The sequence below is a fragment of the Streptomyces sp. NPDC033136 genome (assembly GCF_055578235.1).
On the sequence record NZ_JBVIPD010000015.1, the window covers coordinates 142,558 to 168,722 of the forward strand.

The 26,165-nt window shown below is 72.8% G+C and carries 24 protein-coding genes and 1 pseudogene; 16 read left to right on the plus strand and 9 right to left on the minus strand.

The window, feature by feature from the left end; all coding sequences use genetic code 11:
• Positions 1 to 37: 37 nt before the first annotated feature.
• From ACZ5TL_RS26035 to ACZ5TL_RS26055, 5 genes and pseudogenes are all read left to right on the plus strand, one after another.
• The gene (locus ACZ5TL_RS26035) at positions 38 to 1,174 is read left to right on the plus strand and encodes a lipid II:glycine glycyltransferase FemX (RefSeq protein WP_468592723.1); all 1,137 of its coding nucleotides are present in this window, start codon (positions 38 to 40) and stop codon (positions 1,172 to 1,174) included.
• A 173-nt stretch (positions 1,175 to 1,347) separates the two neighbouring features.
• Positions 1,348 to 2,307, plus strand: coding sequence for an EamA family transporter (locus ACZ5TL_RS26040; RefSeq protein WP_468592788.1), 960 nt, complete (start codon positions 1,348 to 1,350; stop codon positions 2,305 to 2,307).
• Between the two features lie 73 nt (positions 2,308 to 2,380).
• Positions 2,381 to 2,983, plus strand: coding sequence for a DinB family protein (locus ACZ5TL_RS26045; protein WP_468592724.1), 603 nt, complete (start codon positions 2,381 to 2,383; stop codon positions 2,981 to 2,983).
• A gap of 34 nt (positions 2,984 to 3,017) precedes the next feature.
• Positions 3,018 to 3,416, plus strand: a pseudogene (locus ACZ5TL_RS26050) (acyclic terpene utilization AtuA family protein); the annotation flags it as partial.
• A gap of 194 nt (positions 3,417 to 3,610) precedes the next feature.
• A complete protein-coding gene (locus ACZ5TL_RS26055) occupies positions 3,611 to 4,234 on the plus strand; it encodes a TetR/AcrR family transcriptional regulator (protein WP_468592725.1) in 624 nt (207 codons plus the stop codon).
• Here the strand turns inward: ACZ5TL_RS26055 and pdxH are convergent.
• Entirely contained in the window at positions 4,224 to 4,892 is a 669-nt protein-coding gene (gene pdxH / locus ACZ5TL_RS26060; RefSeq protein WP_468592726.1) for a pyridoxamine 5'-phosphate oxidase, read from the minus strand. The two genes, ACZ5TL_RS26055 and pdxH, sit on opposite strands and share 11 nt — an antisense overlap.
• Before the next feature lie 284 nt (positions 4,893 to 5,176).
• Here pdxH and ACZ5TL_RS26065 point away from each other — a divergent pair, with 284 nt between their 5' ends.
• Positions 5,177 to 6,277 (plus strand): citrate synthase 2, encoded by a 1,101-nt coding sequence (locus ACZ5TL_RS26065; protein ID WP_468592727.1) that lies wholly within the window; start codon positions 5,177 to 5,179, stop codon positions 6,275 to 6,277.
• Positions 6,278 to 6,362: 85 nt separating this feature from the next.
• Here ACZ5TL_RS26065 and ACZ5TL_RS26070 read toward each other — a convergent pair whose 3' ends face one another.
• Positions 6,363 to 6,839 carry an HIT family protein gene (locus tag ACZ5TL_RS26070; RefSeq protein ID WP_468592729.1) on the minus strand — a complete coding sequence of 159 codons (477 nt, stop codon included), beginning with the start codon at positions 6,837 to 6,839 and terminating at the stop codon, positions 6,363 to 6,365.
• 303 nt (positions 6,840 to 7,142) lie between these two features.
• Here ACZ5TL_RS26070 and ACZ5TL_RS26075 point away from each other — a divergent pair, with 303 nt between their 5' ends.
• Complete coding sequence (locus ACZ5TL_RS26075) at positions 7,143 to 7,556, plus strand: RidA family protein (protein WP_468592730.1); 414 nt, start codon at positions 7,143 to 7,145, stop codon at positions 7,554 to 7,556.
• Between the two features lie 209 nt (positions 7,557 to 7,765).
• On the plus strand, positions 7,766 to 9,163 hold the full coding sequence (locus tag ACZ5TL_RS26080) for a PAS domain-containing protein (RefSeq protein WP_468592732.1): 1,398 nt from the start codon (positions 7,766 to 7,768) through the stop codon (positions 9,161 to 9,163).
• Positions 9,164 to 9,476: 313 nt separating this feature from the next.
• Here the strand turns inward: ACZ5TL_RS26080 and ACZ5TL_RS26085 are convergent, their stop codons facing one another.
• Positions 9,477 to 10,232: an SIS domain-containing protein gene (locus tag ACZ5TL_RS26085; RefSeq protein WP_468592733.1), complete on the minus strand. Its 756-nt coding sequence runs from the start codon at positions 10,230 to 10,232 to the stop codon at positions 9,477 to 9,479.
• 328 nt (positions 10,233 to 10,560) lie between these two features.
• Between ACZ5TL_RS26085 and ACZ5TL_RS26090 the strand changes: the two genes are divergently transcribed.
• Both ACZ5TL_RS26090 and ACZ5TL_RS26095 read left to right on the plus strand, forming a co-directional pair.
• Positions 10,561 to 11,253, plus strand: a complete 693-nt coding sequence (locus tag ACZ5TL_RS26090) for a metal-dependent transcriptional regulator (protein ID WP_468592735.1) — start codon at positions 10,561 to 10,563, stop codon at positions 11,251 to 11,253.
• A 680-nt stretch (positions 11,254 to 11,933) separates the two neighbouring features.
• The gene (locus ACZ5TL_RS26095; RefSeq protein ID WP_468592737.1) at positions 11,934 to 12,842 is read left to right on the plus strand and encodes an alpha/beta fold hydrolase; all 909 of its coding nucleotides are present in this window, start codon (positions 11,934 to 11,936) and stop codon (positions 12,840 to 12,842) included.
• Between the two features lie 106 nt (positions 12,843 to 12,948).
• Here the strand turns inward: ACZ5TL_RS26095 and ACZ5TL_RS26100 are convergent, their stop codons facing one another.
• From ACZ5TL_RS26100 to ACZ5TL_RS26110, 3 genes are all read right to left on the minus strand, one after another.
• Entirely contained in the window at positions 12,949 to 14,541 is a 1,593-nt protein-coding gene (locus ACZ5TL_RS26100; RefSeq protein ID WP_468592739.1) for a transporter, read from the minus strand.
• Entirely contained in the window at positions 14,538 to 15,329 is a 792-nt protein-coding gene (locus ACZ5TL_RS26105; RefSeq protein WP_468592740.1) for an ABC transporter ATP-binding protein, read from the minus strand. Before ACZ5TL_RS26105 ends, ACZ5TL_RS26100 begins: the two co-directional genes overlap by 4 nt.
• A 111-nt stretch (positions 15,330 to 15,440) precedes the next feature.
• On the minus strand, positions 15,441 to 16,103 hold the full coding sequence (locus ACZ5TL_RS26110; RefSeq protein ID WP_468592790.1) for a bifunctional DNA primase/polymerase: 663 nt from the start codon (positions 16,101 to 16,103) through the stop codon (positions 15,441 to 15,443).
• 306 nt (positions 16,104 to 16,409) lie between these two features.
• Here ACZ5TL_RS26110 and ACZ5TL_RS26115 point away from each other — a divergent pair, with 306 nt between their 5' ends.
• Positions 16,410 to 17,795, plus strand: a complete 1,386-nt coding sequence (locus tag ACZ5TL_RS26115) for a transcriptional regulator (RefSeq protein WP_468592742.1) — start codon at positions 16,410 to 16,412, stop codon at positions 17,793 to 17,795.
• A gap of 201 nt (positions 17,796 to 17,996) precedes the next feature.
• Positions 17,997 to 19,796 (plus strand): hypothetical protein, encoded by a 1,800-nt coding sequence (locus ACZ5TL_RS26120; protein ID WP_468592743.1) that lies wholly within the window; start codon positions 17,997 to 17,999, stop codon positions 19,794 to 19,796.
• A gap of 39 nt (positions 19,797 to 19,835) precedes the next feature.
• Here ACZ5TL_RS26120 and ACZ5TL_RS26125 read toward each other — a convergent pair whose 3' ends face one another.
• Positions 19,836 to 21,149, minus strand: coding sequence for an ABC transporter substrate-binding protein (locus tag ACZ5TL_RS26125; RefSeq protein ID WP_468592744.1), 1,314 nt, complete (start codon positions 21,147 to 21,149; stop codon positions 19,836 to 19,838).
• Positions 21,150 to 21,276: 127 nt separating this feature from the next.
• Here ACZ5TL_RS26125 and ACZ5TL_RS26130 point away from each other — a divergent pair, with 127 nt between their 5' ends.
• Both ACZ5TL_RS26130 and purU read left to right on the plus strand, forming a co-directional pair.
• Positions 21,277 to 21,777, plus strand: a complete 501-nt coding sequence (locus tag ACZ5TL_RS26130) for an SCO4402 family protein (protein WP_468592745.1) — start codon at positions 21,277 to 21,279, stop codon at positions 21,775 to 21,777.
• A gap of 46 nt (positions 21,778 to 21,823) precedes the next feature.
• Positions 21,824 to 22,705 carry a formyltetrahydrofolate deformylase gene (gene purU / locus ACZ5TL_RS26135; RefSeq protein ID WP_468592746.1) on the plus strand — a complete coding sequence of 294 codons (882 nt, stop codon included), beginning with the start codon at positions 21,824 to 21,826 and terminating at the stop codon, positions 22,703 to 22,705.
• Between the two features lie 7 nt (positions 22,706 to 22,712).
• Here the strand turns inward: purU and ACZ5TL_RS26140 are convergent, their stop codons facing one another.
• Positions 22,713 to 24,080, minus strand: coding sequence for a maleylpyruvate isomerase N-terminal domain-containing protein (locus ACZ5TL_RS26140; RefSeq protein WP_468592747.1), 1,368 nt, complete (start codon positions 24,078 to 24,080; stop codon positions 22,713 to 22,715).
• Positions 24,077 to 24,676 carry a sigma-70 family RNA polymerase sigma factor gene (locus ACZ5TL_RS26145; protein ID WP_468592748.1) on the minus strand — a complete coding sequence of 200 codons (600 nt, stop codon included), beginning with the start codon at positions 24,674 to 24,676 and terminating at the stop codon, positions 24,077 to 24,079. Before ACZ5TL_RS26145 ends, ACZ5TL_RS26140 begins: the two co-directional genes overlap by 4 nt.
• 362 nt (positions 24,677 to 25,038) lie before the next feature.
• Here ACZ5TL_RS26145 and ACZ5TL_RS26150 point away from each other — a divergent pair, with 362 nt between their 5' ends.
• Together ACZ5TL_RS26150 and ACZ5TL_RS26155 are read left to right on the plus strand one after the other, a co-directional pair.
• On the plus strand, positions 25,039 to 25,419 hold the full coding sequence (locus ACZ5TL_RS26150) for an STAS domain-containing protein (protein ID WP_010035749.1): 381 nt from the start codon (positions 25,039 to 25,041) through the stop codon (positions 25,417 to 25,419).
• 168 nt (positions 25,420 to 25,587) lie between these two features.
• Positions 25,588 to 26,100 (plus strand): EF-hand domain-containing protein, encoded by a 513-nt coding sequence (locus ACZ5TL_RS26155; RefSeq protein ID WP_468592749.1) that lies wholly within the window; start codon positions 25,588 to 25,590, stop codon positions 26,098 to 26,100.
• Positions 26,101 to 26,165: the final 65 nt, after the last annotated feature.

A 26,165-nucleotide genomic window follows, 5' to 3' on the forward strand; every position in this document is an offset into this window, starting at 1 on the left:
CTGCCCGTCGAGGGCCGCTGCTCGAAGGAGCCCGCGCATGAGCGTCCGCGTCCAGCCGATCACCCGTGACGAGCACCTCGCGTTCGTCACGGCCCGCCCCTCCGCGAGCCACGCCCAGGTTCCGTCCTGGGGCGAGGTGAAGCCCGACTGGCGGGCGGAGAGCCTCGGCTGGTTCGACCAGGGCGGGCAGCTCGCCGGCGCGGGACTGGTGCTGCTGCGCCCCCTGCCCGGGCCCCGGGTGCCCGGCCTGCCGCGGTACCTGGCGTATCTCCCCGAGGGCCCGCTCCTCGACTGGCACGAGCCCGGCCTCGAACGGCTGCTGGAGCCGATGCTCGCGCACCTGAGACGGCGGGGTGCCTTCGCGGTGCGGATGGGCCCGCCGGTCGTGGTGCGCCGCTGGAGCGCCGAGGCGGTCAAGGCGGCGATCGCGGACCCGGCGGCACGGCGGCTGCGCGACGTGCGGGCGACGTCGTACGAACCGCGCGCCGGGCAGGTCGCGGACAGTCTGCGCCGCATGGGCTGGCGGCAGACCACGCCCGGCGGCGAGGACGGCTTCGCCCCGGGCCAGCCCCGGTACGTCTTCCAGGTGCCGTTCGCCGGACGCTCGCTGGAGGAGATCCAGGGCGGCCTGAACCAGCAGTGGCGGCGCAACATCAAGAAGGCGGAGAAGGCCGGCGTGAAGGTCGTCCGCGGGGATCTGGAGGACCTGCCGGCCTTCCACGAGCTGTACACCGAGACCGCCGAGCGGGACGGTTTCCTCCCGCGCCCGCTGCCCTACTTCCAGCGCATGTGGAGCGCGCTCACCGCCGAACACCCGGACCGGATGCGGCTCTACCTCGCCTACCACGACGGCGAGGTGCTCGCCGCCGCCACCATGCTGACCGTCGGCGACCACGTCTGGTACTCCTACGGCGCCTCCACCGGCCGCCGCCGCGAGGTCCAGCCGAGCAGCGCCGTGCAGTGGCGCATGATGACCGACGCCCACGAACTCGGCGCCGCCGTCTACGACCTGCGCGGCATCACCGACACCCTGGAGGAGTCCAGCGACCTGCTGGGCCTGCTGCGCTTCAAGGTCGGCACCGGCGGTGAGGCCGTCGAGTACCTCGGCGAGTGGGACTACCCGCTCAACCGGCTGCTCTACAAGGCGCTGAACCTGTACCTCGCCCGCCGCTGACGTCTCACAGCCCGAGACAGAGGCAAAAGAGGTTCACGCACCTGACGGAGTCCATTACCCTGGACTGTGCAGTTCATCCGGCTGTACGTTCAGTGCACCCGGATGCACGAAGAGCACACGCGCCGCACCCGGACACCGAACCCCGAGCACAGGACCCGCCCGTGACCCCGCCCGTGACCCCGCCGGAGACCGCCACCACGTCCCCGTCAGCGACCGCCGACGCCACCGCACCGGCCACCGGCCCGGGCCGGCTCGGCTCACTCGGGCCCGTGGGGCTGGTGCTCGCGGGCGGGATCTCCGTGCAGTTCGGCGGCGCGCTCGCGGTGACGCTGATGCCGAGGGCCGGTGCCCTCGGGGTCGTGGCGCTGCGCCTGCTCGTCGCGGCGGTCGTCCTGCTCCTGGTCTGCCGCCCGCGGCTGCGCGGCCACTCGCGCGCCGACTGGGGCACGGTCGTCGTCTTCGGCGTCACCATGGCCGCGATGAACGGCCTCTTCTACCAGGCCGTCGCCCGTATCCCACTGGGCCCCGCGGTCACCCTGGAGGTCCTCGGCCCGCTCGCCCTCTCGGTCGTCGCGTCCCGCCGGGCGGTCAACGTCGTCTGGGCGGCCCTCGCTCTCGCCGGTGTCTTCCTCCTCGGCGGGGGAGGGATCAGCGGCCTCGACCCAGCCGGAGCGGCCTTCGCCCTGGGAGCCGGCGCCATGTGGGCGGCCTACATCGTCTTCAGCGCCCGGACGGGCCGCCGCTTCCCGCAGGCCGACGGTCTCGCCCTGGCGATGGTGGTCGGAGCGGTGCTCTTCCTGCCCCTCGGCCTCGCCGAGTCGGGTGCGAAGCTGCTGGACCCGGTGACACTGGGCCTGGGCGCGGCGGTGGCCCTGCTCTCCTCGGTGCTGCCCTACACCCTCGAACTCCTCGCCCTGCGCCGCCTGCCCGCCTCCACCTTCGCGATCCTGATGAGCCTCGAACCGGCCCTCGCCGCGACGGCCGGCTTCCTCGTCCTCGACCAGGCCCTCACCGCCATGGAGGCCGCCGCGATCGCCCTCGTCGTCGCGGCGAGCATGGGCGCGGTCCGCACCCAGGTCGGCCGCGGACGCCGGAAGCGGGCTGCACTGGAGAGCACGAGCCTGGAGGGCTGACTCCGGGCCGGCCACGGGCTGGCCGGGAAGCGGGCCGGCCTGGTTGTCAGTGCCGGCTGGAAGACTGCCCGGCATGACCTCACCGGACCCGAAGCCGGACCTCCTGCGCTACCTCCAGGAGGCTCGTGACGCCCTGCTGTGGAAACTCGACGGGCTCTCGGAGTACGACATCCGCCGCCCGCTGACACCGACCGGCACGAACCTGCTGGGGCTGGTCAAACACGCCGCCGGGGTGGAGCTGGGGTACTTCGGCGACACCTTCGGCCGGCCGTTCTTCACCACCGCCCCGCCGTCCTGGTGGTACACCGAGGACGCCGAGCCCAACGCCGACATGTGGGCCACGCCGGACGAGTCGCGCGAGGAGATCACCGGCCTCTACCGCACGGCGTGGGAGCACGCGAACGGCACGATCGCGACAGCACCGCTGGACGCGGTCGGCCGCGTCCCCTGGTGGCCCGAGGAGCGGCGCGAGACGACGCTGCACCACCTCATGGTGCGCGTGATCGCCGACACGAGCAGGCACGCAGGCCACGCCGACATCGTGCGTGAACTCATCGACGGGGCGGTCGGGCTGACCCCGGGCAAGGGCAGCGTGGCCCCGGGTGACCGGGCGTGGTGGGAGGCCCACCGGCAGCGGCTGGAGCGCGCGGCGCGCGAGGCGGACGACGCCGGCTGAGTTCGTCGCGTTGCTTGCTGCGGGGCCCGGGTGCCGCCCCGGCTTCCCCCTCGCCGAACTCCACGAGGACGGCGGCTGCGTCATCACCAAGCACCCCGGCACCGGCGGCTTCGTCGACGCCGGCACGGTCACGGCCCAGCTGCTGTACGAGACGTCCGGCGCCCGGTACGCCGGACCCGACGTCACCGCCCGGCTGGACACCGTCCGGAACGGCCGGGACGGGCCCGACCGGGTGCGGATCGAGGGCGTGCGCGGCGAGGCACCGCCGCCCACCCTCAAGGTCGGACTCAACAAGCTCGGTGGCTTCCGCAACGAGGTCGTCTTCGTGCTCACCGGCCTCGACGTCGAGGCCAAGGCCGCCCTGGTGCGGGAGCAGATGGAGCCCGCCCTCGGCACAGTCGCCGAGGCGCGCTGGGAGCTGGCCCGCACCGACCTGGCCCCCCTCCTGGACGGCCTGCGCAGATCCGCCCCCGAAGCGCTGGCCGAGACGAAACGGCTGCTCACGGCTAGGGTGCTGGAAGCCTTCGACCGCGACGCGGCGGACCTGACCGCGATCTCGGCCCGGCTGTTCTCCTCCCCGCAAGCCCGCGAGGGGATGACGGCCTTCCTCGAACGACGGGATCCGGCATGGGTGGTGTGAGCACGGTCGACCGTGCGGAGAGAGTCCCCAAGCAGGACCGCAGCCGGGCCACCCGGCAGCGGCTCCTGGAAGCGGCCGTGGCCTGCCTCGCCGAACACGGCTGGGCAGGATCCACCGTCTCCGTCGTCGCCGAACGCGCCGGCGTCTCCCGCGGCGCCGCCCAGCACCACTTCCCGACCCGCGAGGACCTCTTCACCGCGGCCGTCGAGTACGTCGCCGAGGAACGCTCCACGGCCCTGCGCGCCCTCTTTCCCGAGGGCACGGCCGACGACCGCCACGCCGTCGTCGGCGCCCTGGTCGACCTCTACGCCGGCCCGCTCTTCCGCGCCGCCCTCCACCTCTGGGTCGCCGCCTCCAACGAGGAGCAGCTCCGCCCCCGCGTGACCGAACTGGAATCCCGCGTCGGCCGCGAGACCCACCGCATAGCCGTCGACCTCCTCGCCGCCGACGAATCCGTCCCCGGCGTCCGCGAAACCGTCCAGGGCCTCCTCGACATGGCCCGCGGCCTGGGCCTCGCCAACCTCCTCACTGACGACACGGCACGCCGGGAACGGGTGGTGGAGCAGTGGGCGGGGCTGCTGGACGAGGCGCTGGGAGCCGTCAGGGACTGAGCCGCTCCACCCGCCAGCTCCTGTCGGCCTGCTCCACGTACCGCAACCGGTCGTGCAGCCGGTTCTCGCGGCCCTGCCAGAACTCCACCGCCCGCGGGGCCACCCGGAAACCGCCCCAGTTCGGCGGCACCGGCACCTGCTCGCCCTCCGGGTAGCGGGCGGCCAGCTCGGCGTACGCGCTGTCGATGTCGGCCCGGGTGGAGATCACCGAGGACTGGGCGCTGGCCCACGCCCCCAGCTGGGAGCCGTGCGGACGGGTCCGGAAGTACGCCGCCGTCTCGTCCCGGCCGGTCCGCCGTGCGACCCCGGTCACGATGACCTGCCGGGCCATCGGATGCCACGGGAACAGCAGCGAGACGTACGGGTTCTCCGCCAGGTCACGCGCCTTGCGGGAGTCGTAGTTCGTGTAGAAGACGAAGCCCTGCTCGTCGAAGTGCTTCAGCAGCACCGTACGGGAGCTCGTCCGCCCCTCGGCGTCGGCCGTGGAGACGATCATGGCGTTCGGCTCGAACAGCCCGCCGTCCGTCGCGGCCTGTTTGAACCAGCGCGCGAACTGCTCGACGGGGGTGGCGGCCAGCTCGGTCTCGGAGAGCCCCTCCGCCCGGTACTGCTTGCGCATCGAGGCCAGATCGAAAGGAACGTCGTCGCGGTCGGTCACCCGGTCATCTTGCCGTACGGACGGTGTCCTTCGTCACTGAGTGGCACTGAGTGCCGTGACCCCTCCCCAACGGTGGCACTCGGGGATATCGTTTCCGTGCCGTTCCGGTTGGGTGACCGCCAGCCGCACGGGGCATCACAGGGGCAACCGGCCGGGACCGCGAGTCGCCGCACACGACCGTGGATCCCACGGACGGCCGCCCGCATCGCCAGCTGTTGACACATGGTTCGTCCGCCCCACCCCACATCACACCATCTGTCACTTACCTCACGAGGAGCCGCCTGATGTCCGACTTCGTACCCGGACTCGAGGGAGTCGTCGCGTTCGAGACGGAGATCGCCGAACCGGATAAGGAGGGCGGCGCACTCCGGTACCGGGGCGTCGACATCGAGGACCTCGTCGGCCACGTCTCCTTCGGCAACGTCTGGGGCCTGCTCGTCGACGGCGCCTTCAACCCCGGCCTGCCGCCCGCCGAGCCCTTCCCCATCCCCGTCCACTCCGGCGACATCCGCGTCGACGTCCAGTCCGCGCTGGCCATGCTGGCCCCGGTCTGGGGTCTGAAACCCCTCCTGGACATCGACGCCGAACAGGCCCGCGCGGACCTCGCCCGAGCCGCCGTCATGGCCCTCTCCTACGTCGCCCAGTCCGCCCGCGGCCAAGGCCTGCCCATGGTCCCGCAGCGTGAGATCGACAAGGCCCAGTCCGTAGTCGAACGCTTCATGATCCGCTGGCGCGGCGAGCCGGACCCCAAGCACGTGGCGGCGGTGGACGCCTACTGGACGAGCGCCGCCGAGCACGGCATGAACGCCTCCACCTTCACCGCCCGCGTGATCGCCTCGACGGGCGCGGACGTCGCCGCCGCGCTCTCCGGCGCCGTGGGCGCCATGTCCGGCCCGCTCCACGGCGGCGCCCCCTCCCGCGTCCTGCACATGATCGAGGAGATCGAGCGCACGGGCGACGCCGAGGCCTACGTCAAGCAGACCCTCGACAAGGGCGAACGCCTCATGGGCTTCGGCCACCGCGTCTACCGCGCCGAGGACCCGAGGGCGAGGGTGCTGCGCCGCACGGCCCGCGAACTGGGAGCCCCCCGCTTCGAGGTCGCCGAGGCCCTGGAGAAGGCGGCCCTCGCGGAACTCCACGCCCGCCGCCCCGACCGCGTCCTCGCCACCAACGTCGAGTTCTGGGCGGCCATCGTCCTGGACTTCGCCGAGGTCCCGGCCCACATGTTCACGTCCATGTTCACCTGCGCCCGCACGGCCGGCTGGTCCGCCCACATCCTCGAACAGAAGCGCACGGGCCGCCTGGTCCGCCCCTCGGCCCGCTACGTCGGCCCGGGCACCCGCGACCCCCGCGAGATCGAGGGCTACGAGGACATCGTCCACTGACCCGCCCCACCCACGGCCTCACCCGACTCCGGATGCTGTTGGTTCACCAACAGCGTCCGACTCCGGGTGGGGCCGTCCGCACGTCTCAGCCGGTGAGCCGGTCCAGTTCCTCACCGATCGCCTCCCGCAGCGGGCCGTGCCGCGCGCCGAGCGCGTACCGCTCCTCGCTCCACATCTCCCGCGGATAGAGCCACACGGGCAGCCGCACGAGATCCTCGGGCTCCCAGTCGTAGCGCGGCCACACATGCGCGTGCAGGAACCCGTCGGTGTTCCCGAGAATTTCCAGATTGACCCGCCGAAACCCCGGCTCCGCCCGCCGACAGGCCCGTTCGACGGCTTCTCCGAGCCGGTCCATGCCGTCCAGGAACGCCAGCCGCCTGCTCCGGGGCAGCTCCGACAGCCGCTCCACCCCTGGATCATCGGTCAGCAGCACCGAGTAGCCCGGCAGAAACTGCACATCACCGATCACCGCGAACCCGGCGTCCAGCCTCCGCATCACGGCCGGATTCTCACCTCGCAGGGCGCTCCCGATCCGATCGTCGCGCCACTCACCCACCACCATCCCCCCTGGAAACGCAGACGACCTGGAAACGCAGACGACCCGCGAGTCTGGTCCTCCAGAGGAGGGCCGGCCGGACGTACCGGCGACTCGCGGGTCGGGTGACTGCTGGAGATTGGGCCGGCTGCACGTTTCGCTCACGCGCTGGTCCGGCACCGCACTGTGTGTGGTGTCGGGCCGCTAGCCCGCAGCCACCTCACGCGTCCGGTATTCATACATCTGCCGAACCACCTCCTCTCTCGTGTGCCTGAGACTCTAAGAAACCGTCCGGCCTCGGATCAACCGTTTTTCTGAGACCTTGACTCCATGACGCAGCGGCAGGCGATTCTCAGCGGTTCGGTGTTCGAGGAGCGGATCGGGTATGCCCGGGCCGTCGTGGACGGGGACTGGGTGCATGTGTCGGGGACGACCGGGTTCGACTACGGGGCGATGACGATCTCCGAGGACGTGGTGGAGCAGGCCGGGCAGTGTCTGCGGAACATAGGGGCCGCCCTGGCGGAGGCCGGGTGCTCGTTCGCGGATGTCGTGCGGGTGCGGTACATGCTGCCGGAGCGGGAGGACTTCGAGCCGTGCTGGCCGGTGCTGAAGGAGTGTTTCGGTGAGGTGCGGCCGGCCGCGACGATGCTGGTGTGCGGGCTGGCGGATCCCCGGATGAAGATCGAGATCGAGGTGTACGCGCGGCGGGGGAGCGGCGGCGGGGCCGTGCCGTCGGCCGAGTGACGGCGTCGATCAGGGGTACCGGCGGGGTAGCGGCTGATGATGTTGCCGGCTGGGCGGTGCCCGGGGGCGTTGACGTGGGGATTGCCGCCGTACAACGATTCCTTCAATGTTGTGGGAACTCGATGTGCGCTGGGTCACGTTCCAGTTGAATGATTGCAAGTAGCGAACCGACGTGCCGTACGTGCGGACGCGGCCTGCAGGGGGTCCAGGTGAGTGCTTCCCGGCGTAGTGGGACCACCGACGAGCTGGGGCCGGACGAGCCCGAGCGGGACGGTTCGGATGGTTCGGATCTGCTTGCCGCGCTGCTGGACGGGATGGACGCGGCGCTGTGCGCCTTCGACGCCGACGGGGTCCTGACGCACTGGAACCGTGAGGCCGAGCGGATTCTCGGCTGGAGCGCGGACGAGGCCGTGGGGCGGCGCGGGCTGGCCGGGTGGGCCGTGCGCAGTGCGGATGCCGAGGAGGTCGAGGGGCGGCTGCTGTCGGCGATGGACGCGCCGGGGCGGCAGGTGCACGAGTTCGCGTTGCTGACGAAGGACGGCGGGCGGGTGCTCGTGCGGACGCAGTCGGCGGCGGTGCGGGGGCCCGACGGGAAGCCGGCGGGTGTGTACTGCGCGTTCAGCGAGGTGCACGCGCAGATCGATCTGGAGCGGTCGATCGCGCTGAGCGAGGCGCTGTTCGAGGACGCCAGCTGGGGTGTGGTGCTGGTGGACGTCGATCTGCGGCCCGCCGTGGTGAACGCGCACGCGGCCCGGGCGCTGGGTACGGGGCGTACGTCGGTGCTGGGGCGGCCGCTCGGGGAGTTGCTGTCGCAGGGTGTGGAGGAGCTGGAGAGCGCGCTGCAGCATGTGCTGGCGGAGGGCGCGCCGCCGGCGCCGGCCGAGGTGTGGGTGAGTGTGCGCGCGTCGGACGGCGAGCAGCGGCGGTGCTGGCGCAGCGGCTTCCTGCGGCTGGCCTCGCCGCTGGCGGAGGAGCCGGTTCCGCTGGGTGTGGGCTGGTTGTTCCAGGACGTGACGGAGGCCAAGCAGGCCGAGCAGGAGGCGTCGCTGCTGCGGTTCCGTACGCAGCAGTTGCACCGGGCGTCGCGGGCGGCCGCCGAGTGCGAGGACCCGGAGGAGGCGGCGACCGTTCACCTGGACTTCGCCCTGGCCGGATTCGCGGACTACGCGCTGATCGACCGGGTCGCGGGCGGCGCGCTCGTCGACGCGGAGACCGAGGGTCCGGTCCGGCTGGTGCGGGTCGCCGCGACGCCGTCCGGTGCGCCGGGCCCGAGCAAGCTCGCCGGTCATGCGGGCCTGCCCGTGCGCTATGCCGAGGGGCATCCGGCCCTGCAGTGCGTGGAGCGCGTGGGGGCGCTGAGGGCGAGCGCGGGCGCCACTCCGCCCGAGGAGGCCCGCGTGTGGGCCCTGGCCCGGCAGTGGCCCGCGGACGCGGTCCACGCCCTGTGCGCGGTGCTGCGCAGCCGGGGCCGCACGCTGGGCGTCGTGACGTTTCTGCGGGGTGCGGGCCGCAGCGCCTTCGAGCGCTCTGACGCGATGTACGCGGAGGACGTGGGGGTACGGATCGCGGCGGCGCTGGACCTGGCGGGGATGTCGGAGGAGCGGTGAACGCGGGGGCGGGGCGTACGGCGGCGGTGCGTTCGGCGCGAGTGACCGGCGGTGCGTGAGGTGCGCTTGAGTGCCTGAGGTGCCTGAGGTGCCTGAGGTGCCTGAGGTGCCTGAGGTGCGGGGTGTGCGGGGTGGCGGAACCCGCGGGATGCTCTGCGGGCCGGGTGGTGCGTGGCCTGCGCGGAAGGGTGCCCGGAGCCCGAGCCGCCTTGCGGGCCGTCCGGCCTGGCGGGTCCGTCCCGGTCCTCCCGGTCCTCCCGGTCCTCCCGGTCCTCCCGGTCCGTCCCGGTCCTCCCGGCCCGTCCCGGTCCTCTCAGTGGCGGTAGAAGATCCGGTCCCCGTACCGCTCCATCACCCGGGCGTTCCAGTCGTGCCCTCCGTCCACGTTCCCGGATCGCAGCAGTGGGGGCTCGATGCCGCGGTCGGCGAGGACGGTGGCCGTCGTGGCCATCACGGACTGGAGGAGGGCCGAGGTGACGACCGTGGAGGCGGGGGCGAAGGGGGCGGGGATGCCGTCGTGGGTGAGTTCCGCGTCGCCGACCGCGATCTTCGAGTCGAGGACGAGGTCGCAGTGGTCCTTGAGGTACGTACCCGAGGAGTGCCGTGACGTCGTCCCGGAGACGTACGCCACCGAGGTCACGCCGATGACCCGCACGCCGAGGGCGCGTGCGGTCATGGCCATCTCGACGGGCAGGGCGTTGCGCCCCGACAGGGAGATGATCAGCAGGGCGTCGCCCTCGCGGAGCGGGGAGTTGCCGAGGACGGCGCTCGCGAGGCCGTCGACGCGTTCCAGGGCGGAGCCGAGCGGCGCGGGCATCACGTCGACGCCGACGACGCCCGGCACGGCGAGCAGGTTCATCAGCGCCAGGCCGCCGGCCCGGTATACGAGGTCCTGCGCGGCGAGCGAGGAGTGCCCGGCGCCGAAGGCGAAGAGCCGGCCCCCGTTCTCGACCGTGTCGGCGAGGAGTGTCCCGGCCGCCGCGATGTTGTCGGCCTCCTCGTCGCGGACCCGCCGCAGCAGGTCGATCGCGGCGTCGAGGAACTGGCCGGCCGGCGCGCGGTCGCTCATGGAAGTCCCTTCAGGCTGGCCTCGGCGGCTTGTGTCGCGCATCACGGTGCGGTCTGGACCAGTGCGGTGTCAATACGGCCGTGAGCGCCGCGCGCCCGGGTGCCGACGGGTGCCGGCGGGTGCCGGGGGCCGGGGGAGTGCCGATGGTGTCGGGGAGTGTCGGGAAGGGCCCGAAGGAGAAGTCCGTACCCTCACTCGGGGGCGGATAATCCCCTGCTTTCCCTCCCGCGGCACGGTTGTCGGTGGTATCCGGCAGAATTGGGTGCAGGGCCAGCGCACACGCCGGTGAGCTGTCCAGCCTCCGGCAGATCTCATTCGAGGGGCACGTATGTCCGGACTGATCGACACCACGGAGATGTATCTCCGCACCATCCTCGAGCTGGAGGAAGAGGGTGTGGTCCCGATGCGCGCCCGTATCGCCGAGCGGCTCGACCAGAGCGGGCCGACGGTGAGCCAGACCGTGGCGCGGATGGAGCGCGACGGCCTGGTGTCCGTCGCCAGCGACCGGCACCTGGAGCTCACCGACGAGGGCCGCCGCCTCGCGACGCGCGTGATGCGCAAGCACCGCCTCGCGGAGTGTCTGCTCGTCGACGTGATCGGGCTGGAGTGGGAGCAGGTCCACGCGGAGGCGTGCCGCTGGGAGCACGTGATGAGCGAGGCCGTGGAGCGCCGCGTCCTGGAGTTGCTGCGGCACCCGACGGAGTCGCCGTACGGCAACCCGATCCCGGGCCTGGAGGAGCTCGGCGAGAAGGACGGCGCCGACCCGTTCCTGGACGAGGGCATGGTGTCGCTGGCCAGCCTCGACCCGGGCGCCGAGGGCAAGACGGTCGTGGTGCGCCGGATCGGTGAGCCGATCCAGACGGACGCGCAGCTGATGTACACGCTGCGGCGGGCGGGCGTGCAGCCCGGCTCGGTGGTGAGCGTGACGGAGGCGGCGGGCGGCGTGCTGGTCGGCAGTGGCGGCGAGGCGGCCGAGCTGGAGTCGGACGTCGCCTCCCACGTGTTCGTCGCCAAGCCCTGAGTCCGGCCACCGGGCCGCGATTCCGGCCGAGACTTGGCCCCGAGCCCGGCCCTCAGCTGGGCCCCGAGCCCGGTCACCAGCTGAGCTTGGGCCGCGAGCCCGGGCGCAGGGCTGGCCGGGTGCCAACTCCCGTTGCGGGCGGGGCCCTTGTGGCGGTGGCGTGATCCGTGTTGGTTCCGGGATTCAGTCCGTCGAATGGCAGCGCTCGTACGTTTCCCGTGCGACGCTGTCGCGTGAGGCATATGACCTGAGGGGTTCTTGGCCGTGGCCCGACAGCGATGTCACCCGGCCGGGGAGGGGGCGGGAGGATGTGCCGTGAAGAAGTGGAGGGCCCCGGCGCCGCGTGGCGCCGGGGCCTGTCCTCCCCTGTGCTGACCCGGAGCCCCGAGCTCTCAGGGTCATTCCCCTCGGACCGGTTTCCCCGAGCGGTCCGCCTCCCGCTGAAGATCTCCCCTCGGGGGCCGCGATCAATCCCCGAGGATGGTCACTCGAACGAGGGGTGTTGCCCGCGAGAACGGCATCTTCGAATGTCCATTCGATAGTCTGCGGGTGGCGCTCGGCACGAGTGCACCGGGCAGGTACGGCAACAAGCAGGGCAGAAGGCACAGCAGGAACACGGTTCACAGGACCGACCGGCTCGAAGGGCCCCGGTCCGCGCGAAGCTTGGGGGGTGCCAGGACATGGCGCGACGCATCGACGTGACCGGGACGGGCGGCGTACGCCTCGCCGCCTGGGAGTTCGGCGACCCGCCCAAGCCCGATCCGGCCCAGGAGACACGGGACGCGCAGGGCGCGCAGGGGGCGCGTCCCGCGCCGGACGGCTCCCCGGGTGTGCTGTTACTGCACGGCCTGATGGGCCGCGCCTCGCACTGGGCGTCCACCGCCCGCTGGCTCTCCGAGCGGTACCGCCCGGTCGCTCTCGACCAGCGCGGCCACGGCCGCAGCGACAAGCCGCCGCAGGGGTCCTTCACGCGGGGTGCCTACGTCGACGACGCCGAGTCCGCGCTGGAGCAGCTCGGCCTCGCCCCGGTCGTCCTCATCGGCCACGCCATGGGCGCGCTGACCGCCTGGCAGCTCGCCGCCCGGCGTCCCGACCTGGTCCGCGGGCTGATCATCTGCGACATGCGGGCCTCCGCCCTCGGTGCCGCCTCGCAGCGCGAGTGGGACCAGTGGTTCAAGTCCTGGCCCCTGCCCTTCGCCACGCTCGCCGACGTCCGCAAGTGGTTCGGCGAGGACGACCCGTGGGTGGAGCGGCCCAACCCGGCCCGTGGCGCGTTCTACGCCGAGGTGATGGCCGAGTCCCCGGACGGCTGGCGCCCCGTCTTCGAGCCGGAGCAGATGCTCCGCTCCCGCGAGACCTGGGTGTACGACGCGCACTGGGAGGAGCTGGCCCAGGTGCGGTGCCCCGCCCTGGTCGTGCGCGGGCTGGACGGCGAGCTGGGCCGCGCCGAGGCCCAGGAGATGGTCCGCGTCCTGCCCCGCGGCCAGTACGCGGAGGTCGCCGACGCCGGCCACCTGGTGCACTACGACCAGCCGGAGGCCTGGCGCGCCGCGATAGAGCCGTTCCTGGACTCGCTGAACAGCGGCTGACGCAGGCTCCCTTCCATGCCCGGGCGCTGAACGCAGGCTCCCTTCCGTGCCCGGGCGGGCTGACAGGCCCCCTTCCCTGGCGGGTGGCTGACGCAGGCCCCTTCCGTCACCCCTTGCTGACCGCCGCCAGGATCTCCGGCAGTCGCCGAGCCGTCCGCGGAGCGGACAGCCGCAGCCCCGCCGCCGCGAGCGCCACCCCGTACGCCGTGCCCACCGGCAGCAGCAGCCACGTGTAGGCGTCGCCGCCGGGGCTCACGTTCAGCCAGATCGTGAGCGCGATGACGGGCAAGCACAGCACGGCGGCCGCCATCATCCCGCCGAAGAGGGAGATCCAGGCGAGCCCGGTCTGCCCGGGGGCGACGTTCTTGTAGCCCTCCTGCGGGATGGAGTAGGGGAAGCGGGCGGAGGCCCACGCGCCGGTCGCGAGCATCGCGCCGAGCAGCGCGAAGGACAGCCCCAGCGCCTCCGGCAGCCGCCCCCAGTCGCCGAGCATCGCGGCCGTCACGACGGTCACGAGCGTGGCGTACGGCAGGGTGATCAGCAACAGGGCGTACGCGCGGCCGCGCAGCTCGACGTAGGCGTCACGGGTCGAGGAGATCGTCATCGCGACCATCCAGAACGCGGAGGTGTCCTGCCCGAACTGGTTGTACATCAGGATGCCGAGCATCCCGGCGGCGAAGCACGCGAAGTACACCGACCCGGTGCCCTGCCAGGCGTTGAACACCGGCACGATCAGTCCGATCGCCAGCGACGTCACCCAGGCCGTCTTGGTCTTCGGGTCGCGCCACATGTACCGCAGGCTGCGCTCCATGACGGTGCCCGTACGGCCCGCCGGCAGCAGCCGTCCGAGCCCGGCCGACGTCCGCTTCCGGGCGGCCGACCCGGCGGCCGGCAGCGTCGAGCCGTCGGGTGAGGTCATCAGCCGGGTCAGATGCCGCGACCACAGGGCGAGCAGTGCCGCCAGCGCGGCGGCGGTCAGCGCGAGTTGGGCGACGGCGTGTCCGTACGACCCCTCACCCACCGCGTGCACGGCTCCGATCGCCGAGGCCGGGGGCACCCACCGCAGCACGTCCGCCGCCGGTTCGAGCTCGCCCAGCCCCGACGTCCCGAGCCGCTGTGCGCCGAAGTTGACGACCTGCGCCCCGATCGCGATGACGAGTCCGCTCAGCACCGCGAGGTCCCGCCCCTTGCGGCTGGTCAGCAGTCGCACGTTGGCGGCGGCGACGGCCCGCGCGAGGGCCACGCACACCAGCAGCGCCAGCACGACGGCGACGGCACCGACGGCGAACGCGGCCCCGCCCTCGGCCACCGCGACCACGGACCCGACCAGCAGGCACAGCGTGAACAGCGGCCCGATGCCCACCAGGGAGGCGGTGAGCAGGGCCCGCACCAGCGGCTGGGGCCGCAGCGGCAGCATCACCAGGCGGGTCGGGTCCAGGGTCTCGTCCCCGCCGGGGAAGAACAGCGGCATCACCGCCCAGCCGAGCCCCAGCACCGCCACCGCCAGGACGACCACCGACGCGGCGTGCGCGTGCCCGCGCAGTGCGATCAGGCCGATCAGTTGCAGTGCGGCGAACAGCAGCGCGCAGACGGCCGACGCGATGTAGGCGGCCTTCCGCCCGCCGGACTGCCGCAGCCCGCCCCGCAGCAGCGACAGCTTCAACCGGACGAAGACAGGGGTGATCGCGGGGGCGCTCACCGGGATCCGCCGCCCAGCCAGTCGAGTTCGGCCCCGGTGTCCAGGCCCTGGGCGCCGACGAGTTCGAGGAACGCCCGCTGCAGGGAGGGCGCGTCGCCGCGCACCTCGGCGAGGGTGCCGGTGGCGCGGATGCGCCCGGCGGCCATCACGGCGACCCAGTCGCACAGCGACTCGACGAGTTCCATGACGTGGGAAGAGAACACGACCGTGGCGCCCGAGGCCGTGTAGCGCTCCAGGACGCCCCGGATCGTCTGGGCGGAGACGGGGTCGACTCCCTCGAACGGCTCGTCCAGGAACAGCACTTCGGGGTTGTGGAGGAGAGCACTGGCGAGCCCGATCTTCTTGCGCATGCCGGTCGAGTAGTCGACGACGAGCTTGTGCTGGGCGCCGGCCAGGTCGAGGACGTCGAGGAGCTGCGTGGCCCGCTTGTCGACCTCGGCACCGGGCAGCCCGCGCAACCGCCCGGTGTACGCGAGCAGTTCCCGCCCCGAGAGCCGCTCGAACAGCCGCAGTCCCTCCGGCAGCACCCCGATCCGCGCCTTCACCTCGACGGGGTCGTTCCAGACGTCGTGCCCGACCACCTCGACGGTCCCGTGGTCGGGCCGGAGCAGCCCGGTCACCATCGACAAGGTGGTGGTCTTCCCGGCCCCGTTCGGCCCGACGAGCCCGATGAACTTGCCCGCGGGCAGATCGAGATCGACCCCGGCGACAGCGACCTGTTGCCCGAACCGCTTCCAGAGCCCCTGCACCCGTACAGCGCTGGTTCCCACCGCGTCTCCCTCCGTCACCCACCACCCTACGGTGGGGCAGCAGGTGTCTCAGGGGCGCGGGGAACTGAGCGAGCGACCACAACCGGCCCGCAGCCGCCGTGAATCGGCAACCGCGCGGACGATCAGGCGCTACCGGTCCCGGCCGCACGCGTAAGCCAACGGCGAGATCAACTCCTCCGCATCCGGCAGCCAGCGGTTCGCGGGCGTCGGTCGGCAGGCCCACTGCACGGCCCCCCGGGACCCGAACCGCGTGGGCGGCGCGGCCACATACGTGCCCTCGCCCAGCACGGTCAGATCCAGCGAGGACAGCGACCACCCCAGCTTGCGCACCAGATCGGGCACCTTCGCCGAAGCCCCCGGCAGCACGAAGAACTCCATCCGCCGATCCGGCGTGAGCGTCACCGGCCCCAGCGTCAGCTCCATCCGCTCCATCCGCGCCAGCGCCAGGAACCCCGCGGTCTCCGGCACGGAGATCGCGTCGAACGTCCGCCCCGTCGGCAGCAGGATCGACGCCGTCGGCTGCTTCTGCCACATCCGCCGCGCGACCGTCGCACTGCCCGTCGCCTGCGTCGCCCAGTCCGGACGCGCCGGGTGCGACCCGGGCGCCGGGCACGCCGCGTCACCGCAGGAGCAGCGCTGACTCCCGGCGGCGGCTTCCAGCCAGGTGCCGGGGAACACGTCCCAGTGGCGCTCCTCGGCGTAGCGAACAGCGGTCTCCAGCAGCGATTCCCCGCGCTGCTTCGGGATCTGAGCGGCTTCGGTGCCGGCGATCGTCTCTTCCACGATGAACACAACTCTGGTCGTCACCAGGGGTTACGCCCGCCCGCGTGCGCGGGGAGGGGCATCGCTTCCGTGGCCGGGGCGCATGGGTGCATGTGCGGGGGCGCGCAGGAGGATCCGTGGCCGGAGCGGGGTAGCCAGGAGTGGGGCCGGCATCAGCCGTTACCCCGGCAATCCTCACATGCCTCGCATTTTCGCCTGATCGTCGGGGCATTGATCTTCACGGCCGGATCCTTTCGCCGGGACGTGGAAGGCCCGGCCGCGGAAGACACGTCAACTCGGTGCGTGGGCAGGCACCGCAGCCACAGGGGGTACGCCATGGCCGCAAGGCCGCTCGTCGCCCGGCAGCCGAACGAACGGCTCCAGGCGCTCATCCAGGAAGCCGGCTGCTCCAACGCCGGCCTCGCCCGCCGGGTCAACATGTGCGGTGCGGAGCACGGGCTCGACCTGCGCTACGACAAGACCTCGGTGGCGCGCTGGCTGCGCGGGCAGCAGCCGCGGGGCCGGGCCCCGGCGATCATCGCCGAGGCGCTGGGCCGCAAACTGGGCCGTACGGTCACGATCGACGAGATCGGCATGGCCAACGGCAAGAACCTCGCCTCGGGGGTGGGCCTCCAGTTCTCGCCGACGGTGCTGGGGGCCATCGAGCAGGTCTGTGAGCTGTGGCGCAGTGACGTGGGGCGGCGGGACTTCCTGTCCGGTTCCTCCGTCGCTGCGTCCGCGCTCGTCGAGCCCAGCCGCGACTGGCTGATCTCCGCACCCGACGGCCAGGTGTCGCGCTCGGCGGGGCCGCGCGTCGGACAGTCCGACGTGCAGGCGGTGCGGGCCATGACGCAGGCACTGGTGGACCTCGACCACCAGTACGGCAGCGGGCATGTGCGCCCGGTCGTCGTGCACTACCTCAACAGCGTGGTCTCGGGGCTGCTGGCGGGGTCGTACCGGGAGGCGGTCGGGCGGGACCTGTTCGCGGCGGTGGCCCGGCTGACCGAGCTCGCCGGCTACATGGCCGTCGACACCGGGCAACCGGGCCTGGCCCAGCGCTACTACATCCAGGCCCTGCGGCTGGCGCAGGCGGCCGGGGACCGGGGCTACGGCGGGTACGTCCTCGCCGCCTCCATGAGCCATCTCGCCGCGCAGCTGGGAAACCCGAGGGAGATCGCGCAGCTGGCGCGGGCGGCGCAGGAGGGGGCGCGGGGGCGCGTGACGCCGCGTGCGGAGTCGATGTTCCACGCGGCGGAGGCGCGCGGGCACGCCCTCATGGGCGACGCGTGCGCCGCCCAGACCGCCGCCGGGCGCGCGGTGAGCGCCCTGGAGGCGGCCGACCCCGCCGCCGGGGACGACCCGGTGTGGATCGCGCACTTCGACGAGGCCTATCTCGCCGACGAGTTGGCCCACTGCCACCGGGACCTGGGGCAGGCCGAGGCGGCGGCGCACTGCGCGCACGAGTCGCTGGCGGGGCATCCCGTGACGCGGGCCCGCCGCCGGGCCATCGGATATGTGCTGTTGGCCACGGCGCAGGTGCAGCAGCGCGAGATCGAAGAGGCGTGCCACACCGGCATGAAGGCCGTGGAGCTGCTGGAGGGGCTGCGGTCCAACCGGGGCGCCGAGTACCTGGAGGACTTCCAGCAGCGGCTGGAGCCGTACCGGGACGAGGCGGTGGTCAGGGAGTTCGGGGCGCGGCTCGACCTGCAGGCGGCGGCGTGAACACAAGGTCTGCGGATGCGTGAACGCACGGGAAAGGGTCGCTTGACGCGCGGGAGGTGACATGAGCGGCGTGCCGTGACCCCGTGGTGTTACCGCGCTCACAGGGCGGGAGATCACGTCCTGTGCTGCGTGGCACGGGGCTCCGGGGACCCGGTAGCGTGAGCCGACGATTCACAAGGTCCCCCATTAGTAGGAGTCCCGGTGACGCAGAGTGGACAGGGCGAGGAGCCCTCGGCGCGCCCCGCGCGCGAAGGCATCGTGCTGCCCTCGGACGGCGGCGAGCCCCTGTTGCCGGGCATGACGGGCGGATCCGGGGACTCCTCTTCCGGCGGCGGGCAAGCCCCCGGCCGGCCTCCGGCGGCCGCCCCCGCGGGCGGCCAGACCTGGGGCCGGCCCTGGGGCCCCGACCAGCAGACCCCGCCCGAACCGCCGGGCCGGACCTGGCAGTCGGCCGAGTCCCAGCAGCAGTGGGCGACCCCGGAGCAGCAGGCCTGGGACGCCCAGCAGCCGGCACCCGGCGCGCAGACCCCGGGAGCGCTCCCGCCGGAGGGCACACCGAACCCGTACGGCACGCAGCCGCCCGCGGGCGCGTACGGTACCGGCCCGTACGACGCCGGCCCGTACGGCAGCCCCGACGGCTCGGCCGCGCTGCCTGCGGAGGGCACCGGCCCGGCTCAGGGCTACGGCCCGCCGGCCTTTGGGGCGTACGGATCCGCTCCCGGGGAAGGCGCACCGCCGCCATCCGCCGACCCCTACGGCCCGCCTGGGGGAGACCGGTCGCAGCACGCGGCTTCCGGGTACGACTCTCCGGCCTCCGAGGCGTACGGGGCCGCCGGTGGCGCCTACGGGACCGCCGGGGCGGGCGCCCCGCTGCCGCCCGCTGCCGGAGCCGGTCACCAGCCCCAGGCCTCCGACGAGGGCGCCACCCAGTACCTGCCTCCCGTCCAGGGAGACGCGGCGGCCGCGGCGACGCAGTATCTGCCGCCCGTCCCGCCGGCCGCCGGCGAGGCCGCCACCCAGTACATACCCCCGGTGGGGCCCGGCGCGCTGCCGCCCGAGATGCCCGCCGGGCAGGACCCCGGGGCGACGCACTACCTGGGGAACGGATACCGGGCCGGCGCGGGAGCCGGGCCGGTGCCGCCCGCCTCGCATCCGGACGCCGAGGCGACGCAGTACATCGCGCCGGTGCCCGGCGGCGGGGAGAAGCAGCCGCCCTCCGAGTTCGACAACCTCTTCCGCAGTGAACAGGGCGCGCACAGCCCGGCCGGGGCCACGCAGCACATGCCCCGCATCGAGCAGCCACCGCCCTCGCACGGCGCCCCGCAGCCCTCGTACGCCCCGCCCGCCGGAGGCCGGTCGCGCGGCGGGCGCGGCGGCTCGCGCGTCCCCGTCATCGCCGCCGTCGGCATCGGCATCGCAGTTCTCGGTGTCGGCGCGGGCGCGCTGCTCGCCGGTGGCGGAGACGGTGGTGACGACGGCGGCGACAACAAGCCCGTGGCCGCCTCCGCGCCCGCGACGGACGACTCCGCCTCGCCCTCCGCCGACCCGGCCCGCGCCCAGGCGGTCGAGCTGGACAAACTGCTCGCCGACAGCGGCGACAGCCGCAGCGCCGTGATCAAGGCGGTGGCCGACGTCAAGGGCTGCGACAACCTCTCCCAGGCCGCCAAGGACCTGCGCGACGCGGCCAAGCAGCGCAACCAGCTGGTCACCCGGCTCTCCGGCCTCGAGGTCGACCAGCTGCCCGACCACGCCGCGCTGACCACCGCCCTCACCAAGGCGTGGAAGGCCTCGGCCTCGGCCGACGACCACTACGCGGCCTGGGCCGACCAGACCGCGGGCAAGAAGGGCTGCCGGAAGGGCCAGGCCCGGGTCACCGGGCAGACCCAGGCCGGCAACCGCGCCAGCGGCGTCGCGAGCGCCGAGAAGGCCAAGGCGGCCGAGCTGTGGAACGGCATCGCGCAGACGTACGGACTGACCGAGCGGCAGCCGACCCAGCTGTGAACGGGACGCCCGGCGCGTGAACCGCCGGGCCGGCCGCGCTCAGTAGTTCACGTCGGCGTCCTGGAGCGTCTTCGTCGTGTCGACGAAGCCCTTCCGCGCCGACACCAGCCGTCCCTCGCGCACCACCTGCAGGGTCACGTTCGCATTGACCAGGCGCGGGAAGCCGACGGCGGCGAGCTTGTCCTGGAACCGCCACCGCAGCGTCGGAGTGAGCCCGCCCGTGCTGATCTTCAGGCCGTCGTTCAGTGCCGCCGTCACGGTGTCGGCGGTCACCTCGCCGCCACCGAGCGACTCGACGATCCTGCTGAACACGGTGTAGGCGATCCACGTGGTCTGCACGCCGGCGTCCGCGGCGTCGATGCGGTTGTCGCCGAAGGCCGCCTCCCGGATCACCTGCTTCATCCCGTCCCAGCGCGGATCGCTCGCCACGGGATACCAGCCGGTGATGTACGAGCCCTCGTACGGCCCGGACGCCCCGCCGGTCGCGTCGATCACCGTCTGGTCGACGCTGCCGATCACCGTGGCCGTGCGTACGCCGGGATGGTCCTTCCGGGCCCGCCGGAAGGAGTCCATGAAGGTCCCGGTGCGGTCGCCGAGTGCCGGCACCACGCACCCCCGGTCCGCCGGGTCGTCGGTCGTCGTCCGCAGCGCCTGCTCGGCCTGGCCGTCGTACGCGGAGGCGTCCTCCGCCGCCCGCTGGTCCCGCGAGCCCTCGTGCCCGCCCGTCTTCAGGCCCGAGTCGAGCAGCGGGGGCAGCTGGTCGCCCGTGATGGTGTCGGGACGGATCAGCACGACGGGCCCGCAGTCGCCGGCGAGCGCGCTGCCCAGGCCGGCGAGCAGCGCGGGCTGGCCGCCGTTGACGGGGTAGGACAGGGGGCTGGTGAACTCGTCGTTGGTGATGCCGTAGCCGCCTATGTAGGGGATGCCCGCGCCCTCCAGGGAGGGGAAGAAGGAGTCGGCGTACTGACTGTAGGATCCGACGACCGCGACCACGTTCTCCTTGGCGGCCCGCCGGGCGCACTTCGCGGCGGCGACGCTGTCGTTGTGGTCGTTGCAGGTCAGCACGTTGAGCTTGCGGCCGTTGATCCCGCCCTTGGCGTTGATCCAGCGGGCGTAGGCCTGGGCGAAGGCGGGCATGCCGGGCTTGTTGGTGGCCTTGGTGTTCTGCGGCGCCCAGGTCATGACGGTGATGGTGCCGTCCCCGGCATCCCCCGTGGTGCCGGGGACGACCCCGCAGCCGGCGAGGAGCGTCGCGCACGCGACCGCCGTGCCCGCGGAGAGGACGCCGGATCTGGCGTGAGGGGTGAGGAGGCCGGGGAGGAATGTGCTGCGTTTGCGTCGCCTGCCGGTCATGGCCCGCACGATTCCGCCACATGACTAACCCGTGCGTGACCTCCGGTCGACAATGGGTGACGCGCAGGTGAATTGCGGGGGTTCTGCGGGTGTTGGTGTGACCGATGTGGAGGGGAACGTACGATCGATGACCGTGCAAGCTTCGGAGAACTCTTCCCGTCGTGGCCGTCGCTCATCCACCATGGGCGGCATGCCTGCCAACGACATGCCGTGGTGGCGCTGGCGCAGCAACGTGCGCTCGGCGCTGCACATGCTTTCCGACCCCGGGTTCCAGCGGGACGTCTGGCTGGCCGGTGTGGACGGCTACGGCGACGTGACCGACGCGGTGTACCGGCTGGTGGAGGACACCTGGCTGGACCACTGGTCCGCCGAGAAGTACGTCGGCACGATCTTCCGCGACTCGCAGGAGGCGGCCCTCGTCGACACGGCCGTGCTGCGGGTGCTGCGGATCATGCACCAGGTCGGGCCGGACGCGCCGGTCGCCGCGTACCTCGAACACGAGGCGTGGCCGGAGGCGGTCCGGGCGGCCCGGGACGCGCATGTGCGGCTCGCCGCGAGTGACGGCGAGGAGCCGGACACGCCGCCGCAGAGCCTCGAGGTCCTGCAGATCATGACCAGGTCCGCCTAGCGGGACGATTGCCGGTCGCGTAGTTCCTTGTGGGAACCTGTCCTGCATGAACGAGCAGTCCACCACCGCCGAGGTCCCGCCCGACCAGTACGTCCTCACCCTTTCCTGCCCGGACAGGAAGGGCATCGTGCACGCCGTGTCGAGCTATCTGTTCATGACGGGCTGCAACATCGAGGACAGCCAGCAGTTCGGCGACCACGACACGGGACTGTTCTTCATGCGGGTCCACTTCTCGGCGGACGCCCCGGTGACCGTGGAGAAGCTGCGGGCCAGTTTCGCGGCGATCGGCGACTCCTTCCAGATGGACTGGCAGATCAACCGGGCCGACCGGAAGATGCGCATCTTGCTGATGGTCAGCAAGTTCGGGCACTGCCTCAACGACCTGCTGTTCCGGGCACGGACCGGGGCGCTGCCGGTGGAGATCGCGGGCGTGGTGTCCAACCACACGGACTTCGCGGAGCTGGTGGGCTCGTACAACATTCCGTTCCACCACATCCCGGTGACCAAGGACACGAAGGCGGAGGCGGAGGCGCGGCTGCTCGACATCGTGCGTGAGGAGGGTGTGGAACTCGTCGTCCTCGCCCGGTACATGCAGGTGCTGTCGGACGACCTGTGCAAGGCGCTGGCCGGGCGGATCATCAACATCCACCACTCGTTCCTGCCGAGCTTCAAGGGGGCGAAGCCGTATCACCAGGCCCACGCCCGGGGTGTGAAGCTGATCGGGGCGACCGCTCACTATGTGACGGCCGACCTCGACGAGGGGCCGATCATCGAGCAGGAGGTCGAGCGGGTCGGGCACGACGTGACGCCCGAGGGGCTGGTCGCCATCGGGCGGGACGTGGAGTGCCAGGCGCTGGCCCGGGGCGTGAAGTGGCACGCCGAGCGGAGGATCCTGCTCAACGGGCGACGGACCGTGATCTTCGCCTAGGAGCCGGTCACATCCTGCTGAGTGAAGCCGCCGCGAACAGGACGTCCCTGATCGCCTCCCGGTCTCCCACCTGGCCCGCCGCCGCCTCCTGGGGCGGCACGTGGCCTGCCGCCAGGCGGCAGAACTCGACGCCGTCGAGGGCCACGTGGGCCACCTCGTGCTCGGCGGAGCCCTTGGCGGCGGGGGAGTCGAGGGGGATCAGCCACTCGCCGCCGCCGGAGCCCTCGATCTCCAGGCGGAGGCTGCGGCCCGGTTCGCCGGCCGTCACGAGGTGGCGGTGGTGGGCGGGGGCCGCGAGGCCGGCCTGACGGCGGTGGGCCAGGGCCGTCGGCAGCATGCGGGCCGCCAGGTCGATCATGTGGTGCAGGTGGCGTGGCGACGGTGGGTCGTAGGGGTAGTCGACCGCGTCCGCGATGTCCTCCGCGTGCACCCAGCACTCGAAGGCCCGGTCGAGCATCGCGTCGTGCAGCGGCAGGCCGAAGTCGCCGTACGGGATCGTCGTCCGCCCCGCCCCGCCGCCCGTGAACGCCACCGTGCGGACCAGGCTGTGGGTCTGCTCCCGCCAGGGGGCGCGTACGGCGCGCGTGGGCGGGAAGTGGGAGGCACGCCAGTACGCCTCGGTGCGGGCCGCCGGGGTCGGGCGCCGGGCCGGGACGTCGCCCAGCGGGTCGTCCAGGCCGAGCGCGAGAGCCACCAGGCCGTCGACGCTGAGCAGATGCGCGATGACCCCGGCGACGGTCGTACGGCGGCTCGTCGGGGCGTCGGAACGGAACCAGCGCAGCCGTACCGGCGCGTGCCACTCGGCGTCTCCGAAGTCCTGCAGCAGGGCGTCCAGGCGCGCGGTCTCGGCGTCGTACGCGGCGGCCCAGTCCGGCACCGGGACGCGGGGCGGGCGCCGCTCCAGGCAGGTCTCCAGGACGCGGGTGCGCAGGCCCGGGTCGAGGTCGAGGCTCTCGGGTCGCTGGAGCAGCCCGACCGCCTCGCGCAGCCGCCGCGCCTCGTCGGCGCACCCGCCGCACTCGCCGAGGTGCTCCTCGACGGCCGTGGCCTCCTCGGCCGAGCACGCGGCCAGCGCCCAGGCGCCGAGCAGCGACTTCAGCACGGGGTGCTCGAACACGGGCCGTGCGGGCGGCGGTGCCGCCTCGCCGAGGTCCGCGAGCGCGGGCAGCGGCAGCCCGCCGTCCTCGACGGACGCCCGGGGCATCGGTATCCACGGCGGCCGGCCGGGTCCGGGGGTGTGCGGGGCGTGCCCGGCATCGCCGCCCTCCTCGCCTTCGCCGCCCATGCCGCCGGCTTCCCGCCTGCCGTCCCTCTCCCCGTCGCCGTCCTCTCCCTCGTGGTCGTCGTACGACTCGAAGCGGTCCGGCCCGTTCACACCGCACCCCCGTAACCGGGCGGTGCGCCGGGTGTGCCGGGTGCCCCGGGTGCCTCGGTGTCGTGGGCGGTGGAGAGCAGTTGCAGGCCCAGGCGCAGGCGGCGGCGGGCCTCGTCCTCGGTGATGCCGAGGTCGGCGGCGGTCCGGCGGTAGTCGCGGCGCTGGAAGTAGGCCCGCTCCAGGGCCGAGCGCAGCGGGACGGGCATGGACTGGACGATGTAGTCGGCGCGGGCGGTGACCGCGGCGCTGCGCACCTTGAGTTCCAGTTCCTCGGCGGTGCCGGAGCCGTCGCGGGTGAGGGCGGCGGTCTCGGTGGCCCGCAGCCGCTGCACCGCCAGCCGGTGGGTCAGCGTCGCGACCCAGGTGCGCAGCGGGCCCTGCCGGGGGTCGTAGGTGTCGGGGTGCTCCCAGACGTGGGCGAAGACCTCGCGCGTGATGCCGTCGGCGGCGCGCTCGTCACCGAGCACGCGGTGGGCCAGGCCGTGCACGAGAGAGGCGAACCGGTCGTAGAGCTCACCGAGGGCGGCGGCTTCCCCGCGGGCGAGCCGCTGCTGCATCTTGCGGTCCCAGCGAGGCGGTACGTCCTTTTTCGCCATGCGGCCCCCTCACCCCCTGCCCGTGTCCCGCTTCCGTGCCGTGTCCAGCCTGTGCCCGACGTCTCCTCGAATGTAGTCGGCACGTCCGATAGCGCACGCCCCTTTGCGGCAATGTGCGCCCCCTGACCGGCCGCAGGTGGTAGAGGGCCGCCGGTGGCCGCAGCGGATGCCTTTGGTGCCGCGCCTACCCGCCTGCCGCCCGATCAGACCTGACCGAAGAGGATCGAACAGGATCGAAGCCGACTAAAACAAGCCGCTTCTGCGGGGGATCCGTTTTTCGGGTTGTGTTTCAGGGAACTGCCGCTGGGCAGCCGCGCTGCAAGGAAGCGTAGGGACTGCTTCCGTTCTGGCGAGCGAGGGGCGTGGTGGTGACCTTCAAAGTGACCGGCGGCGAGCAGGGTGAATGGGCCGTGCTCCAGGTGTCGGGCGAGCTGGACCTGGTGACGTCACCGGTGCTGCGCCAGCGCGTGCACGACGTGGTGGCCGAGGGGCACCACTGTCTCGTCCTGGACCTGTCCGAGGTGTTCTTCTGCGACTCCAGCGGCGTCGGCGTGCTCATCGCCGCCCGCCGGCTGATCCGCTCCTGCCAGGGTCGGCTGCGCCTCGTGCTGCCCGCCCGGGGCGCGGCCGACGGGTCCCACGTCAACCGGGTCCTCGGCGCGCTCGGCGTACGCAGGCTGTTCGACGTGTACGGCGATCTGGACGCGGCCCTCGGCGACGAGGGCGAACCCCTGTCCGCGTGACGGGACAACCACGCACGGTGAGGCTAGAGTTGCCGTTGCGACACGCCGTTGTCCCGGAATTCCCCCGGTCTTGGCACAAGTGACGTTTTCCCGTGCCCGAACCGCTCCCTCCGTCGTACGCTCCGAGCGAGACGCACCCCACCCGACGTAAGGCGGCCCGAAACAGACATGGTCAGCAGCGAGTACGAGCGCAGGATCGCCGCCCGGTTCGCCACCTTCGACCAGGACGGCAACGGCTACATCGACCGCGAGGACTTCTACGGAGCGGCCAAGGCACTGCTCGGGGAGTTCGGCGTGGCGGCCCGCTCCGACAAGGGCCAGGCTCTGTACGGCGGCGCCGAGGCGTTCTGGCAGGGCATGGCCGGCATCGCGGACCGCGACGGCGACCAGCGCATCACGCGCGAGGAGTTCGTCACCGGCGCGGTCAAGCGCCTGCGCGACAACCCCGACCGGTTCGCCGAGATCGCCCGCCCCTTCCTGCACGCGGCCCTGGACGTCGCCGACACCGACGGTGACGGCGTCGCGACGGTCGAGGAGACCGCCCGCGTGCTGAAGTGCCTCGGCGTTCCCGGGGATCTCGCCGGCCCGGCCGCCGCCACGCTCGACGCGGACAGCGACGGAAAGGTCGGCGAGGCCGAGGTCATCCCCGCCTTCGCCCGCTACTTCACCGTGCCCGAATAGGCCCGCGCCCGAATAGGCCCGCGCCCGAATAGGCCCGCGCCCGGACAGGGCCGCGTGCGGGCAGA

Excerpts from the sequence above, each read along its gene's own strand:
- ACZ5TL_RS26045 (WP_468592724.1), top strand. The coding sequence starts at position 2,381 with ATGACCTCACCGGACCCGAAGCCGGACCTCCTGCGCTACCTCCAGGAG.
- ACZ5TL_RS26130 (WP_468592745.1), top strand. The coding sequence starts at position 21,277 with ATGACCGTGCAAGCTTCGGAGAACTCTTCCCGTCGTGGCCGTCGCTCA.
- ACZ5TL_RS26125 (WP_468592744.1), bottom strand. The coding sequence starts at position 21,149 with ATGACCGGCAGGCGACGCAAACGCAGCACATTCCTCCCCGGCCTCCTC.
- ACZ5TL_RS26055 (WP_468592725.1), top strand. The coding sequence starts at position 3,611 with ATGGGTGGTGTGAGCACGGTCGACCGTGCGGAGAGAGTCCCCAAGCAG.
- ACZ5TL_RS26035 (WP_468592723.1), top strand. The coding sequence starts at position 38 with ATGAGCGTCCGCGTCCAGCCGATCACCCGTGACGAGCACCTCGCGTTC.
- ACZ5TL_RS26155 (WP_468592749.1), top strand. The coding sequence starts at position 25,588 with ATGGTCAGCAGCGAGTACGAGCGCAGGATCGCCGCCCGGTTCGCCACC.
- ACZ5TL_RS26065 (WP_468592727.1), top strand. The coding sequence starts at position 5,177 with ATGTCCGACTTCGTACCCGGACTCGAGGGAGTCGTCGCGTTCGAGACG.
- ACZ5TL_RS26075 (WP_468592730.1), top strand. The coding sequence starts at position 7,143 with ATGACGCAGCGGCAGGCGATTCTCAGCGGTTCGGTGTTCGAGGAGCGG.
- purU (WP_468592746.1), top strand. The coding sequence starts at position 21,824 with ATGAACGAGCAGTCCACCACCGCCGAGGTCCCGCCCGACCAGTACGTC.
- ACZ5TL_RS26115 (WP_468592742.1), top strand. The coding sequence starts at position 16,410 with ATGGCCGCAAGGCCGCTCGTCGCCCGGCAGCCGAACGAACGGCTCCAG.
- ACZ5TL_RS26085 (WP_468592733.1), bottom strand. The coding sequence starts at position 10,232 with ATGAGCGACCGCGCGCCGGCCGGCCAGTTCCTCGACGCCGCGATCGAC.
- ACZ5TL_RS26090 (WP_468592735.1), top strand. The coding sequence starts at position 10,561 with ATGTCCGGACTGATCGACACCACGGAGATGTATCTCCGCACCATCCTC.
- ACZ5TL_RS26070 (WP_468592729.1), bottom strand. The coding sequence starts at position 6,839 with ATGGTGGTGGGTGAGTGGCGCGACGATCGGATCGGGAGCGCCCTGCGA.
- ACZ5TL_RS26095 (WP_468592737.1), top strand. The coding sequence starts at position 11,934 with ATGGCGCGACGCATCGACGTGACCGGGACGGGCGGCGTACGCCTCGCC.
- ACZ5TL_RS26145 (WP_468592748.1), bottom strand. The coding sequence starts at position 24,676 with ATGGCGAAAAAGGACGTACCGCCTCGCTGGGACCGCAAGATGCAGCAG.